We start from the raw sequence: 17,234 nt of genomic DNA, 5'->3' as shown, positions 1-17,234 counted from the left end.
CGTCCGCGCGGCACTTCGGTTCCGCCACGCGTCAGGGCGCGCGGAACTCCGCCTGTCTGTAGCCCTGGAGATACAGCAACGCCGTCAGGTCCCCGTGATCCACGACCAGATCCGCCTTCGCTCGGACCGCCGGTTTGGCGTGCAGCGCGACACCCATCCCCGCCGCGCGCAGCATCCCCAGGTCGTTCGCGCCATCGCCTACCGCCAGGGCATCCATGGCGTCCTCCGCCAAGTCGTGCAGGGCCGCGACCTTCGCGTCCTGGCCCAGGATGGGCTCGCCGACCTCGCCGGTCAGGTGCCCGTCCCGCACCGCGAGCGTGTTCGCGCGGTGGTGGTCGAAACCGAGCGTGGCAGCGACATGGGCGGTGAAGGCGGTGAACCCGCCCGAGACCAGCACCGCCGTGGCGCCGTGCGCCTTCATCGTGGCCACAAGGGTCGCGCCGCCGGGCATGAAGGTGATGCGGTCCCTGATGACCCGGTAGATCACGTCCACGGGCAGCCCCGCCAGCAGGCCGACCCGTTCGCGCAAGGCGCCCTCGAACCCGATCTCGCCGTTCATGGCGCGGGCCGTGATCGCAGCGACGCGATCGCCCAGGCCGGCTTCGGCGGCCAGTTCGTCGATGCATTCCTGCTGGATCATCGTGCTGTCCATGTCCGCCAGCAGCAGTCGCTTGCGCCTGCCCCCTGTGGGAACGACGTTCACGTCCACGCCCAGGACCCTCGATCCGTCCCGCGCCGCTGCGACGTCCCGACGGTCCGGCATGTCGAACTCCGCTGCCGCCCCTCCGGCCAGCCAGCGGATGTCGCCGCCGCCCCAGGCATTGCGGAGGGCCGTGCAGATGGCCTCGTCCAGGACGGGGCGCTCAGGATCGCAGGTCAGGACGGTGGTGAACATGCCCGCGCCCTTAGCGCGGTGATTGTTCTTGCGCGACCCCCGCGGTGCCGCTAGCCCCGCCGGCGGGACACGCCCCCCCAACGGGGCGCACATATCTGGAAGGATACCACGATGGGACCGACCCAACCGGCCGTGCGGCCGGGCGATGCCCGCTTCTCCAGCGGGCCGTGCAAGAAGCATCCGGGCTTCACCCTCGACACCCTGTCCGACGCCCCCTTGGGCCGCTCGCACCGCGCAGCGGTCGGCAAGGCCAGGCTGCGGGATGCGATCGACCGCATGGCGGCGCTGCTGGGCATCCCCGACGACTACCGGCTGGGCATCGTACCCGCCTCCGACACCGGCGCCTACGAGATGGCGATGTGGACGATGCTGGGCGCGCGTCCCGTGACGATGCTGGCTTGGGAATCCTTCGGCAAGGGCTGGGTCACGGATGCCAAGCTGCTGGACCTGGACATGGTGGACCTGCAGGCGCCGTATGGCCGCCTGCCGAACCTGACATCGATCGATTGGGACACCGACGTCTGCTTCACCTGGAACGGCACGACGTCCGGCGTGCGGGTCCCCGACGGCGACTGGATCCCGGCGGACCGTGCGGGCCTGACCCTGTGCGACGCGACGTCGGCTGCCTTCGTCATGCCGCTCCCCTGGGGCAAGTTGGACGTTGCCACGTTCTCCTGGCAGAAGGCGCTGGGCGGCGAGGGGGCGCATGGCGTCGTCGTGCTGTCGCCCCGCGCGGTGGAACGGCTGGAATCCTACACCCCGCCGCGGCCCCTGCCCAAGATCTTCCGCCTGACGAAGGCTGCCGCGCTGATCGACGGCATCTTCCGGGGCGAGACGATCAACACCCCGTCGATGCTGTGCGTCGAGGATTGCCTATCGGCGCTGACCTGGGCCGAGGGCGTGGGCCGGGACGGTCTGGTCGCGCGCTGCGATGTGTCCGCCCGGCACATCTGGGACTTCTGCGACCGCCACGACTGGATCGCGAACCTGGCGGATGACCCGGCGACCCGGTCCACCACGTCGGTCTGCCTGAAGCTGGTCGGCGCGCCGGAGGGGCTGGCGAAGCGGATGGCCAAGCGGCTGGAGGCCGAGGGCGTGGCCTTCGACATCGCATCCTACCGCGACGCGCCCGAAGGCCTGCGCATCTGGTGCGGTGCGACGGTCGAGCCTGACGACGTGGCGGCGCTGATGCCGTGGGTCGAATGGGCCTATCAGTCCGAGTTGGCGACCGCCTGATTTCTCGTACGGAGCGTGCAGACCGCGCTTCGGACTTCGTGCATTTCCCAGAAGGAGCCCGAGATGGCCCCCAAAGTGCTGGTCAGCGACAAGCTGTCCGAAACCGCCGTGCAGATCTTCCGGGATCGCGGCATCGACGTGACCTTCGATCCCGGATTGGGCAAGGACAAGGAGAAGCTGGCCGCCGTCATCGCCAACTACGACGGCCTCGCGATCCGGTCCGCGACCAAGGTGACGGAGAAGCTGCTGGACCGCGCGACCAATCTGAAGGTCGTGGGCCGCGCGGGCATCGGCACGGACAACGTCGACAAGCCGGCCGCCAGCAAGCGCGGCGTGATCGTGATGAACACGCCTTACGGCAACATGATCACGACCGCCGAACACGCCATCGCGCTGATGTTCGCGGTCGCGCGTCAGATCCCCGAGGCCGATGCCAGCACCCAGGCCGGAAAGTGGGAGAAGGCGCGCTTCATGGGCGTCGAGCTGACCGGCAAGACGCTGGGCGTGATCGGCGCGGGCAACATCGGCGGCATCGTCTGCCAGAAGGCCGTGGGCCTGGGCATGAAGGTCGTGGCCTACGACCCCTTCCTGTCCGAGGAGCGCGCGACGGAACTGCACATCCGCAAGGTGGAACTGGACGAGTTGCTGGGGCGGGCGGACGTGATCACGCTGCACGTGCCGCTGACCGATCAGACGCGAAACATCCTGTCGGCCGAGAACCTGGCCAAGACGAAGAAGGGCGTGCGCATCGTCAACTGCGCGCGGGGCGGTCTGGTGGACGAGGCCGCGCTGGCCGACCTGCTGCGATCCGGTCACGTCGCGGGTGCGGGCTTCGACGTGTTCGCGGAGGAGCCCGCGACGGACAGCCCGCTCTTCGGTCTGCCGAACGTGGTCTGCACCCCGCATCTGGGGGCCGCCACGACCGAGGCGCAGGAGAACGTGGCCCTGCAGGTGGCCGAGCAGATGGCCGACTATCTGCTGACGGGGGCCGTGTCGAACGCGCTGAACATGCCGTCCGTCACCGCCGAGGAGGCCAAGGTGATGGGTCCCTGGCTGAAGCTGGCCGAGCATCTGGGCGCCTTCGCCGGACAGCTGACGCAGGATTCGATCGAGGCGATCGAGATCGTCTACAACGGGTCCGTGGCCGCGATGAACCTGGAGGCGTTGAACTGCGCTGCCATCGCGGGCTTGATGAAGGTCGTGAACCCCGACGTGAACATGGTGTCAGCCCCCGTCATCGCGCGGGAACGGGGAGTCGAGATCTCGACCACCCGTCAGGACAAGACGGGCGTGTTCGACGGATACGTCAAGTTGATCGTCCGCACGCCCACGCGCGAACGGTCGGTCGCGGGCACGGTGTTCAGCGACGGCAAGCCGCGGTTCATCCAGATCAAGGGCATCAACATCGACGCCGAGGTGGGGGCGCATATGCTCTATACCACCAACGAGGACATGCCCGGCATCATCGGCGCCCTGGGACAGACAATGGGCGAGAACGGGGTGAACATCGCGAACTTCACCCTGGGCCGGTCGGACCGGGGAAAGGAGGCGATCGCGCTGCTGTACCTCGACGACCAGCCGCCCGCGTCCGTGCTGGACAAGCTGAAGGCGACGGGCCTGTTCCAGTCGGTGTCGCCCTTGCGGTTCGAGATGTGATGCCGAGTGGTAACGCCGAGCGGGGCCTGGGAGGCAGGGGAAATCGTTCGGATCGTTCCGATCGGAGAATTTTCCAGCGATAACAACGGTGTTGCGCGGGTCGGTCGAATCGTCGGCAGTCCGTTTCGGCGAATATGACACATGCACCCCCCGTACACCCCCCGTGCACCCCCCGTGCATACGCAGTGCAGATGAGACAGCGCGCGTTGCGGCCGTCTTGACAGAACGCAGCGTTCCGAGACGGGGGGGTGATCCGGCGCCCCGGGGCGGGTCGCGCTTCGGACCTCGGAACGGTCCCCCGGACCGTCCCGCCGCTCGCGCGGCCGGTCCCGGTGCCGGTGGCGGAATGGATCCCCGGGGACGATCCGTCAGGCGTCAGTATCCCAGCGCGCAGCCGTCCTTGCGGGGATCGCTGCCGCCGATCAGGTGACCGGCGGGGTCCATCACGATCGCCTGCGCGCCGCCGATGGCGGTCTCGGGGATGCGGACGTCGTGGCCCATGTCCGACAGCGCCGAGCGGACGTCGTCGCCATAGCCGCGCTCGACGTTCAGGACCGGCCCGTCGGCGAAGGCGCGCGGCGCGTCGATGGCCGCCTGCACGTCCATGCCGTGATCCGCGACGTTCGACAGGAAGCGGACGTGACCGTTGGGCTGGTATTGTCCGCCCATCACGCCGAAGGACGTATGCACCACGCCGTCCCGGGCCAGCATGCCGGGGATGATCGTGTGCATCGGCCGCTTGCCCGGTCCCAACTCGTTCGGGTGGCCCGGCGTCAGCGTGAAGCCCGCGCCGCGGTTCTGGAACAGGATGCCGAAGCGGTCCGACGCGATGCCGCTGCCGAAGCTGTGGAAGATCGAATAGATCAGCGAAACGGCCATGCGGTCGCGGTCCACCACGGTGATGTAGATGGTGTCGCGGTGCACGGCCTCCGCTCCCTGGACCAGGGTGGCGCTCGCGCGGTTCGGATCGATCAGCGCCGCCAGCCGCCGGGCCACGTCCGCGTCCAGCATGGCGGCCGCGCCCGCGGCATGGTCGGGGTCGGCGACGAAGCGGTTGCGCGCGTCGTAGGCCAAGCGCGCGGCCTCCGCCTCCAGGTGGACGCGACGGGCGGACAGGGGGTCGGCGTCGGCATAGTCCGTATGGGACAGGATGTCGGCCATCAGGATCGCGGTCGCGCCCTGGCCGTTCGGCGGATGCTCGATCAGGTCGTGTCCGCCGTAGCGCCCGAACAGGGGCGTGGCCCAATCGGCGCGCGTGGCGGCGAAGTCGTCCTCCGTGTGGACGCCCCCCGCCGCCCGCAGCGAGGCTGTCATGTCGTCCGCGACCTCGCCCGCATAGAACCCGTCGCGACCGTCCTTCGCGATCCGGCGCAGCACCTCCGCCTGCCCGGGCAGGGCGAACGGGTCGCCCGCGCGCGGCGGGGCGCCGTCCTTCAGATAGACGGCGCGCGCCGATCCCTGCGGCGTGCCGCCCGCGACCGCCCAGTCGAAGGCCACGCGGGGCGCGACCGGGACGCCCGCGTCGAACGCCGCGATCACGGGGCCCAGCGTGTCCTGCAGGCCCAACGCGCCGTGGCGGTCCGACAGGGCGCAGAAGCCGTCCACCGCGCCGGGGATCGTGACGGCGGCGGGACCATCCGGCGGGACCACGGCGTGACCCGCATCCCGGAGGTCCGAGGCGTCGGCGCCCGCGGGCGCGCGACCCGACCCGTTCAGCGCCGCGACGTCGTCCGATCCGGCCGGCTTGACCAGCGCGAACATGTCGCCGCCCAGTCCCGTCATCTGCGGCTCGCACAGGCCCAGGACGATCGCGCCCGCGATGGCCGCGTCGGCGGCGTTGCCCCCGCGGCGCAGGGTGTCGATCGCGACCAGCGCGCCGAGGGGATGCGACGTGGCGCACATGCCGTTCGCCGCATAGGTGGCGGACCGGCCGGGCAGGTGGAAGTCGCGCATGGTTCAGTCCTCGCGTGCGATCGTGATGGTGCGGTTGGGGAAGGGGATCTGGATGCCCGCGCCTTCCAGCGCGATCTTGATGTCGCGGTTCATGTCCTTCCAGTATCCAAAGAAATCGGTCCGCTTGACCCAGGCGCGGACCAGGAAATCCACGCTGCTGTCGTTCAGCTTGTCGACCAGGACGGTCGGTTCGGGATCGGGCAGGAAGCGCGCATCGCTGGTGATCGCGTCCCTGATGATCTGCGTCGCCAAGTGCAGGTCCGTGTCGTAGGCCACGCCGATGATCCATTCCGCCTGCCGCGTGTCGTAGGCGGAATAGTTCACGATGGTGTTCCCCCAGACCTGGCTGTTGGGAATGATGATCTGGAAGTTGCCGATGCTGGCCAGTTCGGTGAAGTTCAGGTTGATCGACCGGACCGTCCCCATCTGGCCGTTGATCGTCACGAAGTCGCCCAGCTTGATGGGCCGGAAGATGATCATCATCACGCCCGCCGCCACGTTCGACAGGGTCCCCTGCAGCGCGAGGCCGATCGCCAGGCCCGCGGCACCGATGACCGCGACGATCGACGTGGTCTGGATGCCGAACGTGTTCAGCACGACCACGACCGCGAGCGCCAGGATCGCGTAGCGGGCGATGTTGGACAGGAAGTCGAACAGCGTCTGATCCAGCCGCGCGTGTTGTTCGGCCAACCGCTTGATGCGCCGCGATACCCAGCTGGAGATGACGTAGGCCAGGAAGATGATCAGGATGGCCGCGAGGACGTCGCCCAGAAGGCCTGCCAGGAATTCCAGGCTCAGGAAGTCGCCCAGCGTGCGCCCGGCATAGATCTCGGTGGAAAGCAGTTCGCGCATCGTCGTCCCGTCGTTGTCCGCAGCCAGGGACTAGACCGGCGACGTACGCTTATCCAGTGGCGGGGATCGCATCGATGGCACGGGCCAGGTCGAGGTCGCGAGCCGTCACGCCGCCCGTGTCGTGGGTCGTCAGGCGGATCTCGACCCGGTTCCACGAGTTGCGCCAGTCGGGATGGTGGTCGTGCCGTTCGGCCAGCAGCGCGACACGGGACATGAACGCCCAGGCCGCCGGGAAGCCGGAAAAGACGTAGCGGCGCACGATCGCGTCGCCGTCCAGCATCCAGCCATCGGGGATGGAACCCGGGATCACTGCTGTTCCTCGATTTCGACCCGCCGGAAGGGGCCATAGCCGGTCAGGACCTCGATGTCGCGTTCCACGGCGCGGGATTCGGCGCGCAGGAATTGCGCCACCGCGTCCCGGAACGATTCGTTGGGGATGTGGTGCAGGGAATGGCAGGTCACGGGCAGATAGCCGCGCGCCAGCTTGTGCTCGCCCTGGGCGCCCGCCTCCACGCGCGACAGGCCCTGCGCGATGGCGAAGTCGATGGCCTGATAATAGCACAACTCGAAGTGGAGGGCGGGGTGGTGCTCGGTGCATCCCCAATAGCGGCCGAACAGGGTGTCCCGCCCGATGAAGTTCAGCGCGCCCGCCACAAAGGTTCCGTCGCGTTCGGCCAGGACCAAGAGCATGTCGTCGCGCAGACATTCCTGCGCGGCGTCGAAGAAGGCCCGCGTCAGGTACGGCTGGCCCCACTTGCGCGCGCCCGTGTCCTGATAGAACCGCCAGAACGCGTCCCAATGGTGGGACCGGATCGCGTCGCCGGTCAGGGCGTGGATCGTGCCGCCAAAGCCCTGGGCCTGCGCGCGTTCCTTGCGGATGTTCTTGCGCTTGCGCGACGACAGGGCGGCCAGGAAGGCGTCGAAGTCGGCGTAGCCGTCGTTCAGCCAATGGTATTGCTGCGACGACCGGCCCAACAGGCCGATCGCCTCGCCCGCATCGCGTTCGGCCCGTGTGCAGAACGTCGCGTGCAGGGACGACAGGCCGTTCGTTTCGGTGACCTGGACGGCGCCGGCGATCAGGGCGTCGAACGCGTCGGCGTCGTCGGGGCGGGTCAGGAAACGTCGGCCGGTGGCCGGCGTGAACGGCACCGCGATCTGCAGCTTGGGGTAGTAGTCGCCGCCCGCACGCTCCCAGGCATGGGCCCAGTTGTGATCGAAGATGTACTCGCCCTGGCTGTGCGCCTTGGCATAGAGCGGCGCCACCCCGATCAACGTGTCGCCCCGGCGCGCCACCATCGGCTGGGGGCCCCAGCCCGTGCCCCGGCCGACCGATCCGCTGTCCTCCAGCGCGGCGAGGAAGCGGTGCGTCGTGAACGGGTCGTTCGGACGTCCGCCCTCCGCCGCCTCCGGGCAGGCGCAGGCGTCCCAGTCCGCCGCGTCGACGGAGGCGACGCCGTCGCGGAGCTCGATCGTCAGGTCGGTCGTCATCCCCCCGACTTGGGGGGGCTTCGCGTCAAGGCAAGTAGCCTTCGAACGTCACCGCGTCCGCGACCCGACGGACCATCGCCTCCAGGCCCGCGCAGGGGATGGTCCAGCACAGGATCGGCACGCCCCGCGCCTTCAGCGCGGCGATCCGCGGCATCGCGAGCGCGTCCGCCTGATGGCTGACGAACGAGGCGCCGACGCGGTCGAAGTCCGGTATCCCGGCCAGCCGCTCGCGCGTGGCGGGGGACAGTCCGGGCCATTGCCCGGCCCGGAAGTCGGACGTGACCAGGCCGCGGGGCACTTCGGGCAGCAGGTCGGCCAGGCGTCCCACAGTGTGCGGGTTGAAGGACATCACCGCCAGGTCGCCGCGATAGCCGCGCAGGACCTCCGCCACGGCGTCCTCCAGCGGGCCGACGCGGTCGCCCATGTCGCCGTCGCGGTCCTTCAGCTCGACGACCACGGGGACGCGGCCCGCGATCAGGTCGAGCGCCCCGCGCAGGGTCGGCACCCCTTCCGCGGCGTCCGATCCGGTCAGGGGCAGGTCCGCCAGCTCGGCGGCGGACAGGGAATCGACCAGGCCGCCCCGTGCGGTCAGACGGTCGAGCGCATCGTCGTGGAACGCCATCGGCACCCCGTCGCGCGACGGCTGGACGTCCATCTCGACCGCATAGCCGCGCGCGATGGCCGCCCGGAACGCCGATGCGGAGTTCTCGGGAATGCCGGGGCCGTGCAGGCCGCGATGGGCGATATGGCCCGGGTTCAGGAACGTACGGGGCAGCAGGGGCATCACCGCGCCCCCCGTCGCGGGACGGGCCGGATCATTCGATCTCGAAGATGCCTTCGATCTCGACCGCGACGCCCAGCGGCAGGGCGCCCGCGGACACCGCGGAGCGGGAATGGCGCCCCGCATCGCCCAGCAGCTCGACCAGCAGGTCGGACGCGCCGTTGACGACCTTCGGCTGGTCCGCGAAGTCCTTCGTCGAGTTCACGAAGCCCGTCAGCTTCACGACGCGACGCAGCTTCGACAGGTCCCCGCCGCAGGCGTCCTTGACCTGCGCCAGCAGGGCGATCGCGCAGGTGCGCGCGGCGCGGGCCCCGTCCTCGACCGACATCTCGTCGCCCAGCACGCCCGTGATGAGCCCATCGTCGTCGCGGCTGATCTGGCCCGACACGAACAGCAGGCCGCCCGCGCGGACATGGGGGACGTAGTTGGCGGCGGGGGCGGGCGGCACGGACAGGTCGATGCCGTGTTCGGCCAGCTTGGCGTCGATGGTCATGGGACGAAACTCCGTTAACGATGCCCTCACATTGCCCAAGCCCCGGGCGGAGCGCAACGCGGGGTGCGCCTCATTCGCGGAAGGCGCGCACGAAGTAGTCCGACAGCGGCTTCACGAGATACTCGATCGGGGTGCGATCCTCCGTGCGCAGGAACGCCTCCACCGGCATGCCGGGCAGGAGGGGCTGGCCGTCCAGCCGCGCGATCTCGCCCTCGTTGGGCAGGACCTCCGCGGCATAGTAGGTGCGCCGCGTCGCCTCGTCGGTGAAGGCGTCGGGCGACACGCGGACCACCTGGGCCTTCAGCTCGGGCGTGGTGCGGGCGTCGAAGGCGGGCAGGCGCAGCGTCACCTCCTGGCCGGGGAAGACCTGGTCGATGTGGATGGGCTCGACCTCCGTGCGGATCACGAGGGGACGGTCCTGCGGGATGACGTAGAGGACGGGCTCCGCCGGACGGATCACGGCGCGCGGCGCGAAGACCTGCATGTCGTAGACGACGCCCGACACGGGGGTCGTGATCTCCAACCGGGACAGCCGTTCGGCCAGGGCGCGCGACCGTTCGGCCAGCTCGACCTCGCGGAAGCGCAGGTCGCGCAGCTCGGTGATGGCCGCTTCGCGGATCTGGGCGCGCAGGCGGGCGATCTCCAGGTCGATCTCGGTGATGCGTCCCTCGAACTCGGCGACGGAGGCCGTCAGCTCGCCCACGGAGCCCAGCAGGCGGGCCTCCTCCCGCTGCAGGGCGAGGACGCGGGGGGCCTGCGCCAGGCCGCGGTCGAGCAGGCTCTGCTGGGCGGTCAGCTCCTCCTCGATGAAGGACAGCTGACGGGTCAGCGCCTGCTGCTGGGCGGTGATCCCCTCGATCTGGCTGTCGATCTGGCCCTTGCGGCGTTCCAGCTGCTCGACCTGGGTGGCGGTGGATTCGCGGCGGGCGGCGAACAGGTTGCGCTGGCCCGCGACCGCGTCCTCGATCTCGGCCTCCGTTTCGGCGGCCCGCAGCAGGGCGTCGGAGAAGGCGATGGCAAGGGCCTCGTCGCGTTCCGCGGTCAGGCGCGCGGTGCGGGCCGCGATCTCGAGCAGCTGGTCGTCGATGATCGTCTTCTCGGCGCGCAGGGTGCTGTCGTCCAGGACGATGACGGTGTCCCCCTCGGCCACGCGGGACCCTTCGCGGACGCGGATCTCGGCCACCACGCCGCCGTCGGGGTGCTGCACGACCTGACGGTTGCTTTCCACCGCCACGCGGCCCGGGCTGATGATCGCGCCCGAGATGTTGGCCGTCGCGGCCCAGGTGCCGAAGCCCCCCAGCAGGACGGTCAGCGCCAGCACCCCCATGGTGATGTGGCGCTTCGCGGTCCAGGTCCGCTTGGGCGGCGCGGCGGGCGGCTGGACCGCCACCGGCCGGCCCGCCGGCGCGGGGACGGGCGCTTCGGGCTTCGGCGGCTGCATCGGCATCTGGTTCATGTCACGCCCCCGGCGTCCTGCGTCTGCGTGATGGCGGCGTGGTTCTTGACCATGTCGCGCAGCACCTCCTCGCGCGGGCCGAAGGCCACGCGCATGCCGCCGCGCAACATCAGCAGAACCTCGCATTCCTTGATGGCGGCGGGGCGGTGGGCGATGATGATGACCGCCCCGCCCCGGTCCTTGTGGGCGGCGATGGCGCGGTTCAGCGCTTCCGTGCCCTCGTTGTCGAGGTTGCTGTTGGGCTCGTCCAGGACCAGAAGGACCGGATCCCCGTACATCGCGCGCGCCAGTCCGATGCGCTGGATCTGGCCGCCCGACAACCGCCCGCCCACCGCGGTGACGGGGGTGTCGTAGCCCTGCGGCTGGGCCGTGATCATCTCGTGCGCGGCGGCCTTCTTCGCGGCGGCCACGACGGCGGCGGGGTCGGGGTCGGTCGAAAGGCGGGCGATGTTCTCGGCGATGGTGCCGTCGAACAGCGTGACGGTCTGCGGCAGATAGCCGACATAGCCGCCCAGCACGTCGGCGTCGTACTGGTCCAGCGTCGCGGTATCGAGCCGGATCTTGCCGCCCGCCGGCGGCCACACGCCGGTCAGCGCCTTGGCGAGCGTCGTCTTGCCCGCGCCCGACGGGCCGATCACGCCCATCGCCTGACCGGGCTTCAGCGCGAAGCCGATCCCGCGCAGGGTCGCCTGCTGCGCGCCGGGCGGAAAGACGGTCAGGTTCTCGGCGACCAGATGGGCCTGAGGCCGCGGCAGGGGGTGGCGTTCGCGCTCCGGCGGGATCTCGGACAGGAGCTCGACCACCGCCGAGCGGCCCTTGCGCGCGGCCTGGACCAGCTGCCACTGCCCGATCAGCAATTCCAACGGCGCGAGCGCCCGGCCCAGCAGGATCGAGCCCGCGATCATGGCGCCCGCGGTCAGCTGCTCCTGCAGGACCAGCCAGGCGCCCAAGCCCAGCATCATGGATTGCAGGAACAGGCGCAGCGTCTTCGTGGTGACCGTGAACAGCCCGGAGCGGTCGGAATAGGTCACCCCGTCCTCAAGCGACTGGCCCCGCGCGGTCTGCCAGCGTCGGAAGGCCGATCCGCGCATCCCCAGCGAATGGACCAGCTCGGCATCCGACGCCAGCTGCTGGGCCGTCAGCTCGGCCCGCGCGCTGGCCTGGTTGGCCTGCGCCATGGGGCCGGAGGTCAGCCATTGGTTCAGGATGGCGACCGTGATCAGCACCAGCCCCCCGCCCACGGCCAGCAGGCCCAGCAGCGGGTGGAAGATGAAGATCGCGGCCAGGAAGAACGGCGTCCAGGGTGCGTCGAACAGCGCCAGGAACACGGGCGAGGCCAGCAGGCGCTGCACGGCTTCCACGTCGCGCAGGGGGTTGCGCCCGCCGGGACCGCCCTGCGCGAAGGCGGCGCGCTTCAGGTGGGCCTGGAAGACGCGGCTGTCCAACCCGTCCTGGAACCGCGCCCCGAAGCGGGCCATCACCCGTCCGCGCAGGTGGTCCATCACGCCCATCATCAGGAACAGGAACGTCACGAGCGCGGTCAGGGCGATCAGCGTCGCCTCCGACCGGGACGACAGCACTCGGTCATAGACCTGCAGCATGTAGATCGGGCCGGTCAGCATCAGCGCGTTGACGACGACCGAGAACAGGAACGCCATCACCAGGAGGGTGGTCCCCTTGCGCCGAAGGTCCGCGACCTCGGCCGCGCCGTCGTGCGGATTGCCCGTCCTGAGTGCCATGTCGCGTCGTCCAATCGTGCCCGGGGGCGTGATACCCCGTCCCGTCGGGGGATGCGACCACCTAGCGGGCGGGGTGACAACGAAGGATGAAGACCGCCGGCTCAGCGACCGCCGAACAGGCTGCCCAGCACGTCCGTGAGGATCCGCTCCGCCAGGTTGTCGGAAGGCGGCGGGACGGGCTGGACCGCTTCGGGCACCTGGACGACGATCTGGCGTTCGCGGCGCACGCGGTCTGCGCCCGGATCGAAGTCGGGCAGGGGCGTGACCGGGCGGCCGTCGTGGATGCGGGCCATCGCCTCGCGCCAGATCTCGGCCGGCAGGCCGCCGCCTGTCACGCCCGACAGGGGGGTGTTGTCGTCGTAGCCCATCCACACCCCCGCGACGTAGTCGCCGGTGAAGCCCACGAACCAGGCGTCGCGGGCGGCCTGCGTCGTGCCCGTCTTGCCCGCGGCCGGGCGTCCGCCGGGCAGTTGCGCCCGCTGCCCCGTGCCCGCCGCGATCACGCGCGACATCATGTAGGTCAGCTGCCGCGCCGCCGCCTCCGAGATCACGCGCTCGCCCAGACCGCCCTCGCGGTCCAGGAGCGGATCGGTGTCGCCCCGCAGCGTGATGGACGTCAGGCCATAGGGCGTGACGGAAGTGCCGCCGTTCAGGATGCCGGCATAGGCGCCCGTCATCTCCAGCAGGGTGGATTCGCTGACCCCCAGCGCCAGGGCGGGCCCCGCGGCGAGGTCGGAGACGATGCCGAAATCGGTCGCCACGTTGCGCACGACGTCGCGGCCCACGGCCTCCGACAGGCGCACGGTGGACGTGTTCAGGGACCGCGCCAGCGATTCCGTCAACGTCACCTCGCCGTAATAGTCGCGGGAATAGTTCTCCGGCGAATAGGTTCCCGATCCGGGCACCTGGATCGACAGGGGCGCGTCGAGGACGGGACTGTCCCAGCGGTATCCAAGGTCAAGTGCCGCGGCATAGACGAAGGGCTTGAACGCGCTGCCGGTCTGGCGCCGTGCCTGATAGGCCCGGTTGAACAGGCCCGCCCCGCGCGTGTTGCGGCCCCCCACCATCGCGCGCACCGCGCCATCGGCGTCCATCACCACGATGGCGGCCTGCGCTTCCGATCCCGGGCGGACCTTCGTGTCGAAGATGACCTCCAACGCGTCTTCGGCAGCGCGCTGGATGCTCTGGTCGAGGGTGGTGGCGATGATGACGTCCTCGGTCGTGTCCTCGCCCAGGAAGTCGGGGGCGTCGGTGACGATCCAATCGGCGAAGTACCCACCGACGTCCTGGCGCGCGGCGACCGACAGGCCCGCGGGCGCGTCGAGCGACTGCGCGAAGGCGGCGTCCGTCAGATAGCCCTGGTCGTTCATCAACCGCAGGACGGTGGCCGCGCGCTCGCGGGCGCGGGTCAGGTTGCCCGTGGGCGCATAGTAGGACGGTGCCGGCAGGAGGCCCGCCAGCATCGCGGCCTCCGAGGCGTCCAGGTCGGCCACGTTCCGGCCGAAGTAGCGCTGGCTGGCCGCGGCGAAGCCCCGCGCGCCCGCACCGAGATAGGCGCGGTTCAGATAGATCGACAGGATCTCGTCCTTCGTGAACTTCAGCTCTAGCGCCAGCGCGTAGGGGATCTCCTTCAGCTTGCGCCACACGGTTCCGCGCCGACAATCGGCCTCGAACTGGGCTTCGGTCATGCCCATCGACGGGTCGTAGTCGACGCCCAGGCACAGCAGCTTGGCGACCTGCTGGGTGATGGTCGAGCCGCCGTTGCCCGAGAGCGGCCCGCGGCCTTCGCGCAGGTTGATGCGGATGGCGCTGGCGATGCCAATCGGGTCGACGCCGGGATGGCGGTAGAAGCGCTTGTCCTCCGCCGCGACGACGGCCTGCACCAGGCGGGGGGACACGTTGTCGGTCGTGACGAGGCCGCCGAACTGGTCCCCGCGCCAGGCGAAGACGGTGCCCTCGCGGTCCTGCAAGGTCACCGATCCCCGCGCCCGACCGTCCGCCAGCGTCGCCAGGTCCGGGATCCGGAGGTAGTCGTAGGCCACGGCGACGCCCAGGATCAGCAGGCCCACCAGCGCGCCCCGGGTCGCGGCGTACCAGGTCAGGCGCAGGAGGAACCGGAGCGGCCAGGTCAGCCAATAGGCCAGGCCCCGCCGCCTGGGCGGGGCGGCCTTGCGGCGCCGGGTGGGCGCCTTGCGCTTGGGGGCCTTCGGCTGCGTCCGCCGTTCGGCCACCAGCCGCCGTCGTGCCGTGTTCTTCGCCATCGTCCTGCCCGCGTCCCGATCCGGTCCGACGAACCCTTACGCGCTCTCGGGGGGCGTTTGCACGCCCCCCGGCCCGAAATCGACGCTTCGACAAACGGCTAAATTCCAGGCAGCGCCCTAAAAATAGGCACAATTATCGGCAAACCCGCCGATGCCCGTTCGGCGCGGCGTGGCGATGCGTTGCGTTCGCGGGGTCCCCCGCCTGACCTGCCGCCACTGGCGTTCGCGCCGCAGCAAGGGGAATCGCCGTGAAACTCATCATAGCAGCGATCAAGCCGTTCAAGCTGGAGGAGGTGCGCGAAGCGCTGACCGCCATCGGCGTGCGCGGCATGATGGTGACGGAGATCAAGGGGTTCGGCAGCCAGTCGGGCCACACCGAGATCTACCGCGGCGCGGAGTACGCCGTGAACTTCGTGCCGAAGGTCAAGCTGGAGATCGTGGTCGCCGCCGCGATGGCCGACCAGGTCGTCGAGACCATCGTGAGCACGGCCAAGACCGACAAGATCGGCGACGGCAAGGTGTTCGTCCTGGACGTGGACCAGGCCGTCCGCGTGCGCACGGGCGAGCTGAACGACGACGCGATCTGATCCACCAGAGGGGAACGAGAGAATGCATTACCCGAAGCTCCTTCCTGCCGTCGTGGCGCTGGGCCTGCTGGCCGGGCCCGCCTTCGCGCAGGAGACCGTCGTCGTCGTGGAGGACGCCGCCGCCGCGGCCCCGTCCTTCGACGAGATCGGTCCCTACATCATGACGACCCTGCTGTTCTGCATGGCGGGCTTCTTGGTCTTCTTCATGGCCGCGGGCTTCGCGATGCTCGAAGGCGGGCTGGTGCGGTCCAAGAACGTCACGATGCAGATGACGAAGAACATCGCGCTCTATTCGGTGGCGGCGATCATGTACTGGATGATCGGCTTCAACCTGATGTATCCGGGCGAGTTCAACGGCTATGTCGGCGGGTTCTTCAACACCACCGTGCTGGACCCCGTGGGCGTGGCGGCCGCGGACGCGGCGTTGGACTACGCGTCCGTCGGATCGGACTTCTTCTTCCAGCTGGTCTTCGTGGCCGCGACCGCATCCATCGTGTCGGGCGCCCTGGCGGAGCGGATCAAGCTGTGGCCGTTCCTAGCCTTCGTCGTGCTGCTGACGGGCGTGCTGTACCCGATCAGCGGGTCCTGGCAGTGGGGCGGCGGCTGGCTGTCGGAGATGGGCTTCTCGGACTTCGCGGGGTCCACGGTCGTCCATTCGGTCGGCGGCTGGGCCGCGCTGGCGGGCGCCATCGTGCTGGGGCCGCGCCTGGGCAAGTACGCCAAGGACGGGCGCGTCACGCCGATGCCGGGCAGCAACCTAGCCCTGGCGACGCTGGGCACGTTCATCCTGTGGCTGGGCTGGTTCGGCTTCAACGGCGGATCGCAGCTGGCCATGGGCACCGTGGGCGACGTGTCGGACGTCAGCCGGATCTTCGCCAACACCAACATGGCCGCGTCCGCGGGTGCCGTGACGGCGCTGATCCTGACGCAGATCGTGTACAAGAAGCCCGACCTGACCATGGTGCTGAACGGCGCGCTGGCGGGGCTGGTGTCGATCACGGCCGAACCCCTGGCGCCCAGCCTGTTCGGCGCGCTGTGGATCGGCGCGGTGGGCGGCGTGATCGTGGTCTTCACGGTGCCGATGCTGGACAAGTTCAAGATCGACGACGTCGTCGGCGCCGTCCCGGTGCACCTGTTCGCGGGCATCTGGGGCACGATCGCGGTGGTGTTCTACAACTCGGACGCCAACCTGATCACGCAGCTGATCGGCATCGCGGCCTATGGTGTGTTCACCTTCGTTGCGAGCCTGGTGATCTGGTTGATCTTCCGGGCCACCGTGGGCATCCGCGTGTCCGAGGAGGCCGAGATGACGGGCCTCGACACCGCGGAGCTGGGAATGGAGGCGTATCCCGAATTCTCGCGCGGGTAGGCGAACCCCCCGTCCTCCCTCGGGGGGGACCTGCGCGAAAAGGAAGGCCCCGGGCGGAGACGTCCGGGGCCGATTCGTTCCGGCGGGGAGGGGGCACCCCCCGTACACCCCCCGTACACCCCCCGTGCATACGCGGGGCCGCCGCCGACGGGTCGGCGGCCCGCCCGGTACCCCGACGGGGGCGGCACGATGCCCGAATATCGGGCGGCGCAACGGCACCGCGCGGTTGATGTTGCGCAGGATGGTGGAAAGGGGGTTGGGGAAAGAAAGGTTCGATGCCGTGCGGTGCCGGCTTAAGGTCTTGCGTCGAAGTCCCGAGGTCTGCACCGCCGAGGCCGAACCGGAATGCGCGCCGCCTCGAGTGACGGGGTGCCAGAAGGGGTAACCCTTACGGCGTTCCCCCTGCCTGGGGGAGCCGAGGGACCGCACGTCCTCGCCGTTCGCTGGTCCAGAGTCGACCGCACCGGG

14 protein-coding genes are annotated in these 17,234 nt (G+C 69.8%); 4 read left to right on the top strand and 10 right to left on the bottom strand.

All coding sequences use genetic code 11. The features are described 5' to 3' along the window. Positions 1-31 precede the first annotated feature (31 nt). Positions 32-895 carry a phosphoserine phosphatase SerB gene (gene serB, locus P0084_RS11990; protein ID WP_308917091.1) on the bottom strand — a complete coding sequence of 288 codons (864 nt, stop codon included), beginning with the start codon at positions 893-895 and terminating at the stop codon, positions 32-34. 111 nt (positions 896-1,006) lie between these two features. Between serB and P0084_RS11985 the strand changes: the two genes are divergently transcribed. Beyond that, positions 1,007-2,131: a phosphoserine transaminase gene (locus P0084_RS11985; protein WP_308917090.1), complete on the top strand. Its 1,125-nt coding sequence runs from the start codon at positions 1,007-1,009 to the stop codon at positions 2,129-2,131. A gap of 63 nt (positions 2,132-2,194) precedes the next feature. After that, on the top strand, positions 2,195-3,787 hold the full coding sequence (gene serA, locus P0084_RS11980) for a phosphoglycerate dehydrogenase (RefSeq protein WP_308917089.1): 1,593 nt from the start codon (positions 2,195-2,197) through the stop codon (positions 3,785-3,787). Between the two features lie 375 nt (positions 3,788-4,162). Here serA and P0084_RS11975 read toward each other — a convergent pair whose 3' ends face one another. From P0084_RS11975 to P0084_RS11935, 9 genes are all read right to left on the bottom strand, one after another. Next, positions 4,163-5,740, bottom strand: a complete 1,578-nt coding sequence (locus P0084_RS11975) for a gamma-glutamyltransferase family protein (RefSeq protein ID WP_308917088.1) — start codon at positions 5,738-5,740, stop codon at positions 4,163-4,165. Positions 5,741-5,743: 3 nt separating this feature from the next. Then, on the bottom strand, positions 5,744-6,592 hold the full coding sequence (locus P0084_RS11970) for a mechanosensitive ion channel family protein (protein WP_308917087.1): 849 nt from the start codon (positions 6,590-6,592) through the stop codon (positions 5,744-5,746). Positions 6,593-6,641: 49 nt separating this feature from the next. Next, positions 6,642-6,872: a 4a-hydroxytetrahydrobiopterin dehydratase gene (locus P0084_RS11965; RefSeq protein WP_308917086.1), complete on the bottom strand. Its 231-nt coding sequence runs from the start codon at positions 6,870-6,872 to the stop codon at positions 6,642-6,644. Positions 6,873-6,898: 26 nt separating this feature from the next. Continuing rightward, complete coding sequence (locus P0084_RS11960; protein ID WP_308917085.1) at positions 6,899-8,080, bottom strand: GNAT family N-acetyltransferase; 1,182 nt, start codon at positions 8,078-8,080, stop codon at positions 6,899-6,901. Positions 8,081-8,105: 25 nt separating this feature from the next. Next, positions 8,106-8,864 (bottom strand): glycerophosphodiester phosphodiesterase family protein, encoded by a 759-nt coding sequence (locus P0084_RS11955; protein WP_308917084.1) that lies wholly within the window; start codon positions 8,862-8,864, stop codon positions 8,106-8,108. Positions 8,865-8,895: 31 nt separating this feature from the next. Next, entirely contained in the window at positions 8,896-9,354 is a 459-nt protein-coding gene (locus tag P0084_RS11950; protein WP_308917083.1) for a RidA family protein, read from the bottom strand. 70 nt (positions 9,355-9,424) lie between these two features. Continuing rightward, positions 9,425-10,810, bottom strand: coding sequence for an HlyD family type I secretion periplasmic adaptor subunit (locus P0084_RS11945; protein ID WP_374213646.1), 1,386 nt, complete (start codon positions 10,808-10,810; stop codon positions 9,425-9,427). Beyond that, entirely contained in the window at positions 10,807-12,549 is a 1,743-nt protein-coding gene (locus P0084_RS11940; RefSeq protein WP_308917082.1) for a type I secretion system permease/ATPase, read from the bottom strand. The genes P0084_RS11945 and P0084_RS11940 overlap by 4 nt, the downstream gene beginning before the upstream one ends. A 101-nt stretch (positions 12,550-12,650) precedes the next feature. After that, positions 12,651-14,810 (bottom strand): transglycosylase domain-containing protein, encoded by a 2,160-nt coding sequence (locus P0084_RS11935; protein WP_308917081.1) that lies wholly within the window; start codon positions 14,808-14,810, stop codon positions 12,651-12,653. 248 nt (positions 14,811-15,058) lie between these two features. Here P0084_RS11935 and P0084_RS11930 point away from each other — a divergent pair, with 248 nt between their 5' ends. Then, positions 15,059-15,397, top strand: a complete 339-nt coding sequence (locus P0084_RS11930) for a P-II family nitrogen regulator (protein ID WP_308917080.1) — start codon at positions 15,059-15,061, stop codon at positions 15,395-15,397. Positions 15,398-15,419: 22 nt separating this feature from the next. Then, positions 15,420-16,766, top strand: a complete 1,347-nt coding sequence (locus tag P0084_RS11925) for an ammonium transporter (protein ID WP_308917079.1) — start codon at positions 15,420-15,422, stop codon at positions 16,764-16,766. Positions 16,767-17,234: the final 468 nt, after the last annotated feature.

It is taken from the genome of Jannaschia maritima (assembly GCF_030973515.1).
Classification (GTDB): Bacteria; Pseudomonadota; Alphaproteobacteria; order Rhodobacterales; family Rhodobacteraceae; genus Jannaschia; species Jannaschia maritima.
The sequence above is the reverse complement of the archived record's forward strand: the minus strand, read 5'-3'. Positions and strand labels throughout refer to the sequence as shown.

Coding starts and splice junctions, on each gene's coding strand:
- serB (WP_308917091.1), bottom strand. CDS start 895: ATGTTCACCACCGTCCTGACCTGCGATCCTGAGCGCCCCGTCCTGGAC.
- P0084_RS11985 (WP_308917090.1), top strand. CDS start 1,007: ATGGGACCGACCCAACCGGCCGTGCGGCCGGGCGATGCCCGCTTCTCC.
- serA (WP_308917089.1), top strand. CDS start 2,195: ATGGCCCCCAAAGTGCTGGTCAGCGACAAGCTGTCCGAAACCGCCGTG.
- P0084_RS11975 (WP_308917088.1), bottom strand. CDS start 5,740: ATGCGCGACTTCCACCTGCCCGGCCGGTCCGCCACCTATGCGGCGAAC.
- P0084_RS11970 (WP_308917087.1), bottom strand. CDS start 6,592: ATGCGCGAACTGCTTTCCACCGAGATCTATGCCGGGCGCACGCTGGGC.
- P0084_RS11965 (WP_308917086.1), bottom strand. CDS start 6,872: ATGCTGGACGGCGACGCGATCGTGCGCCGCTACGTCTTTTCCGGCTTC.
- P0084_RS11960 (WP_308917085.1), bottom strand. CDS start 8,080: ATGACGACCGACCTGACGATCGAGCTCCGCGACGGCGTCGCCTCCGTC.
- P0084_RS11955 (WP_308917084.1), bottom strand. CDS start 8,864: ATGCCCCTGCTGCCCCGTACGTTCCTGAACCCGGGCCATATCGCCCAT.
- P0084_RS11950 (WP_308917083.1), bottom strand. CDS start 9,354: ATGACCATCGACGCCAAGCTGGCCGAACACGGCATCGACCTGTCCGTG.
- P0084_RS11945 (WP_374213646.1), bottom strand. CDS start 10,810: ATGAACCAGATGCCGATGCAGCCGCCGAAGCCCGAAGCGCCCGTCCCC.
- P0084_RS11940 (WP_308917082.1), bottom strand. CDS start 12,549: ATGGCACTCAGGACGGGCAATCCGCACGACGGCGCGGCCGAGGTCGCG.
- P0084_RS11935 (WP_308917081.1), bottom strand. CDS start 14,810: ATGGCGAAGAACACGGCACGACGGCGGCTGGTGGCCGAACGGCGGACG.
- P0084_RS11925 (WP_308917079.1), top strand. CDS start 15,420: ATGCATTACCCGAAGCTCCTTCCTGCCGTCGTGGCGCTGGGCCTGCTG.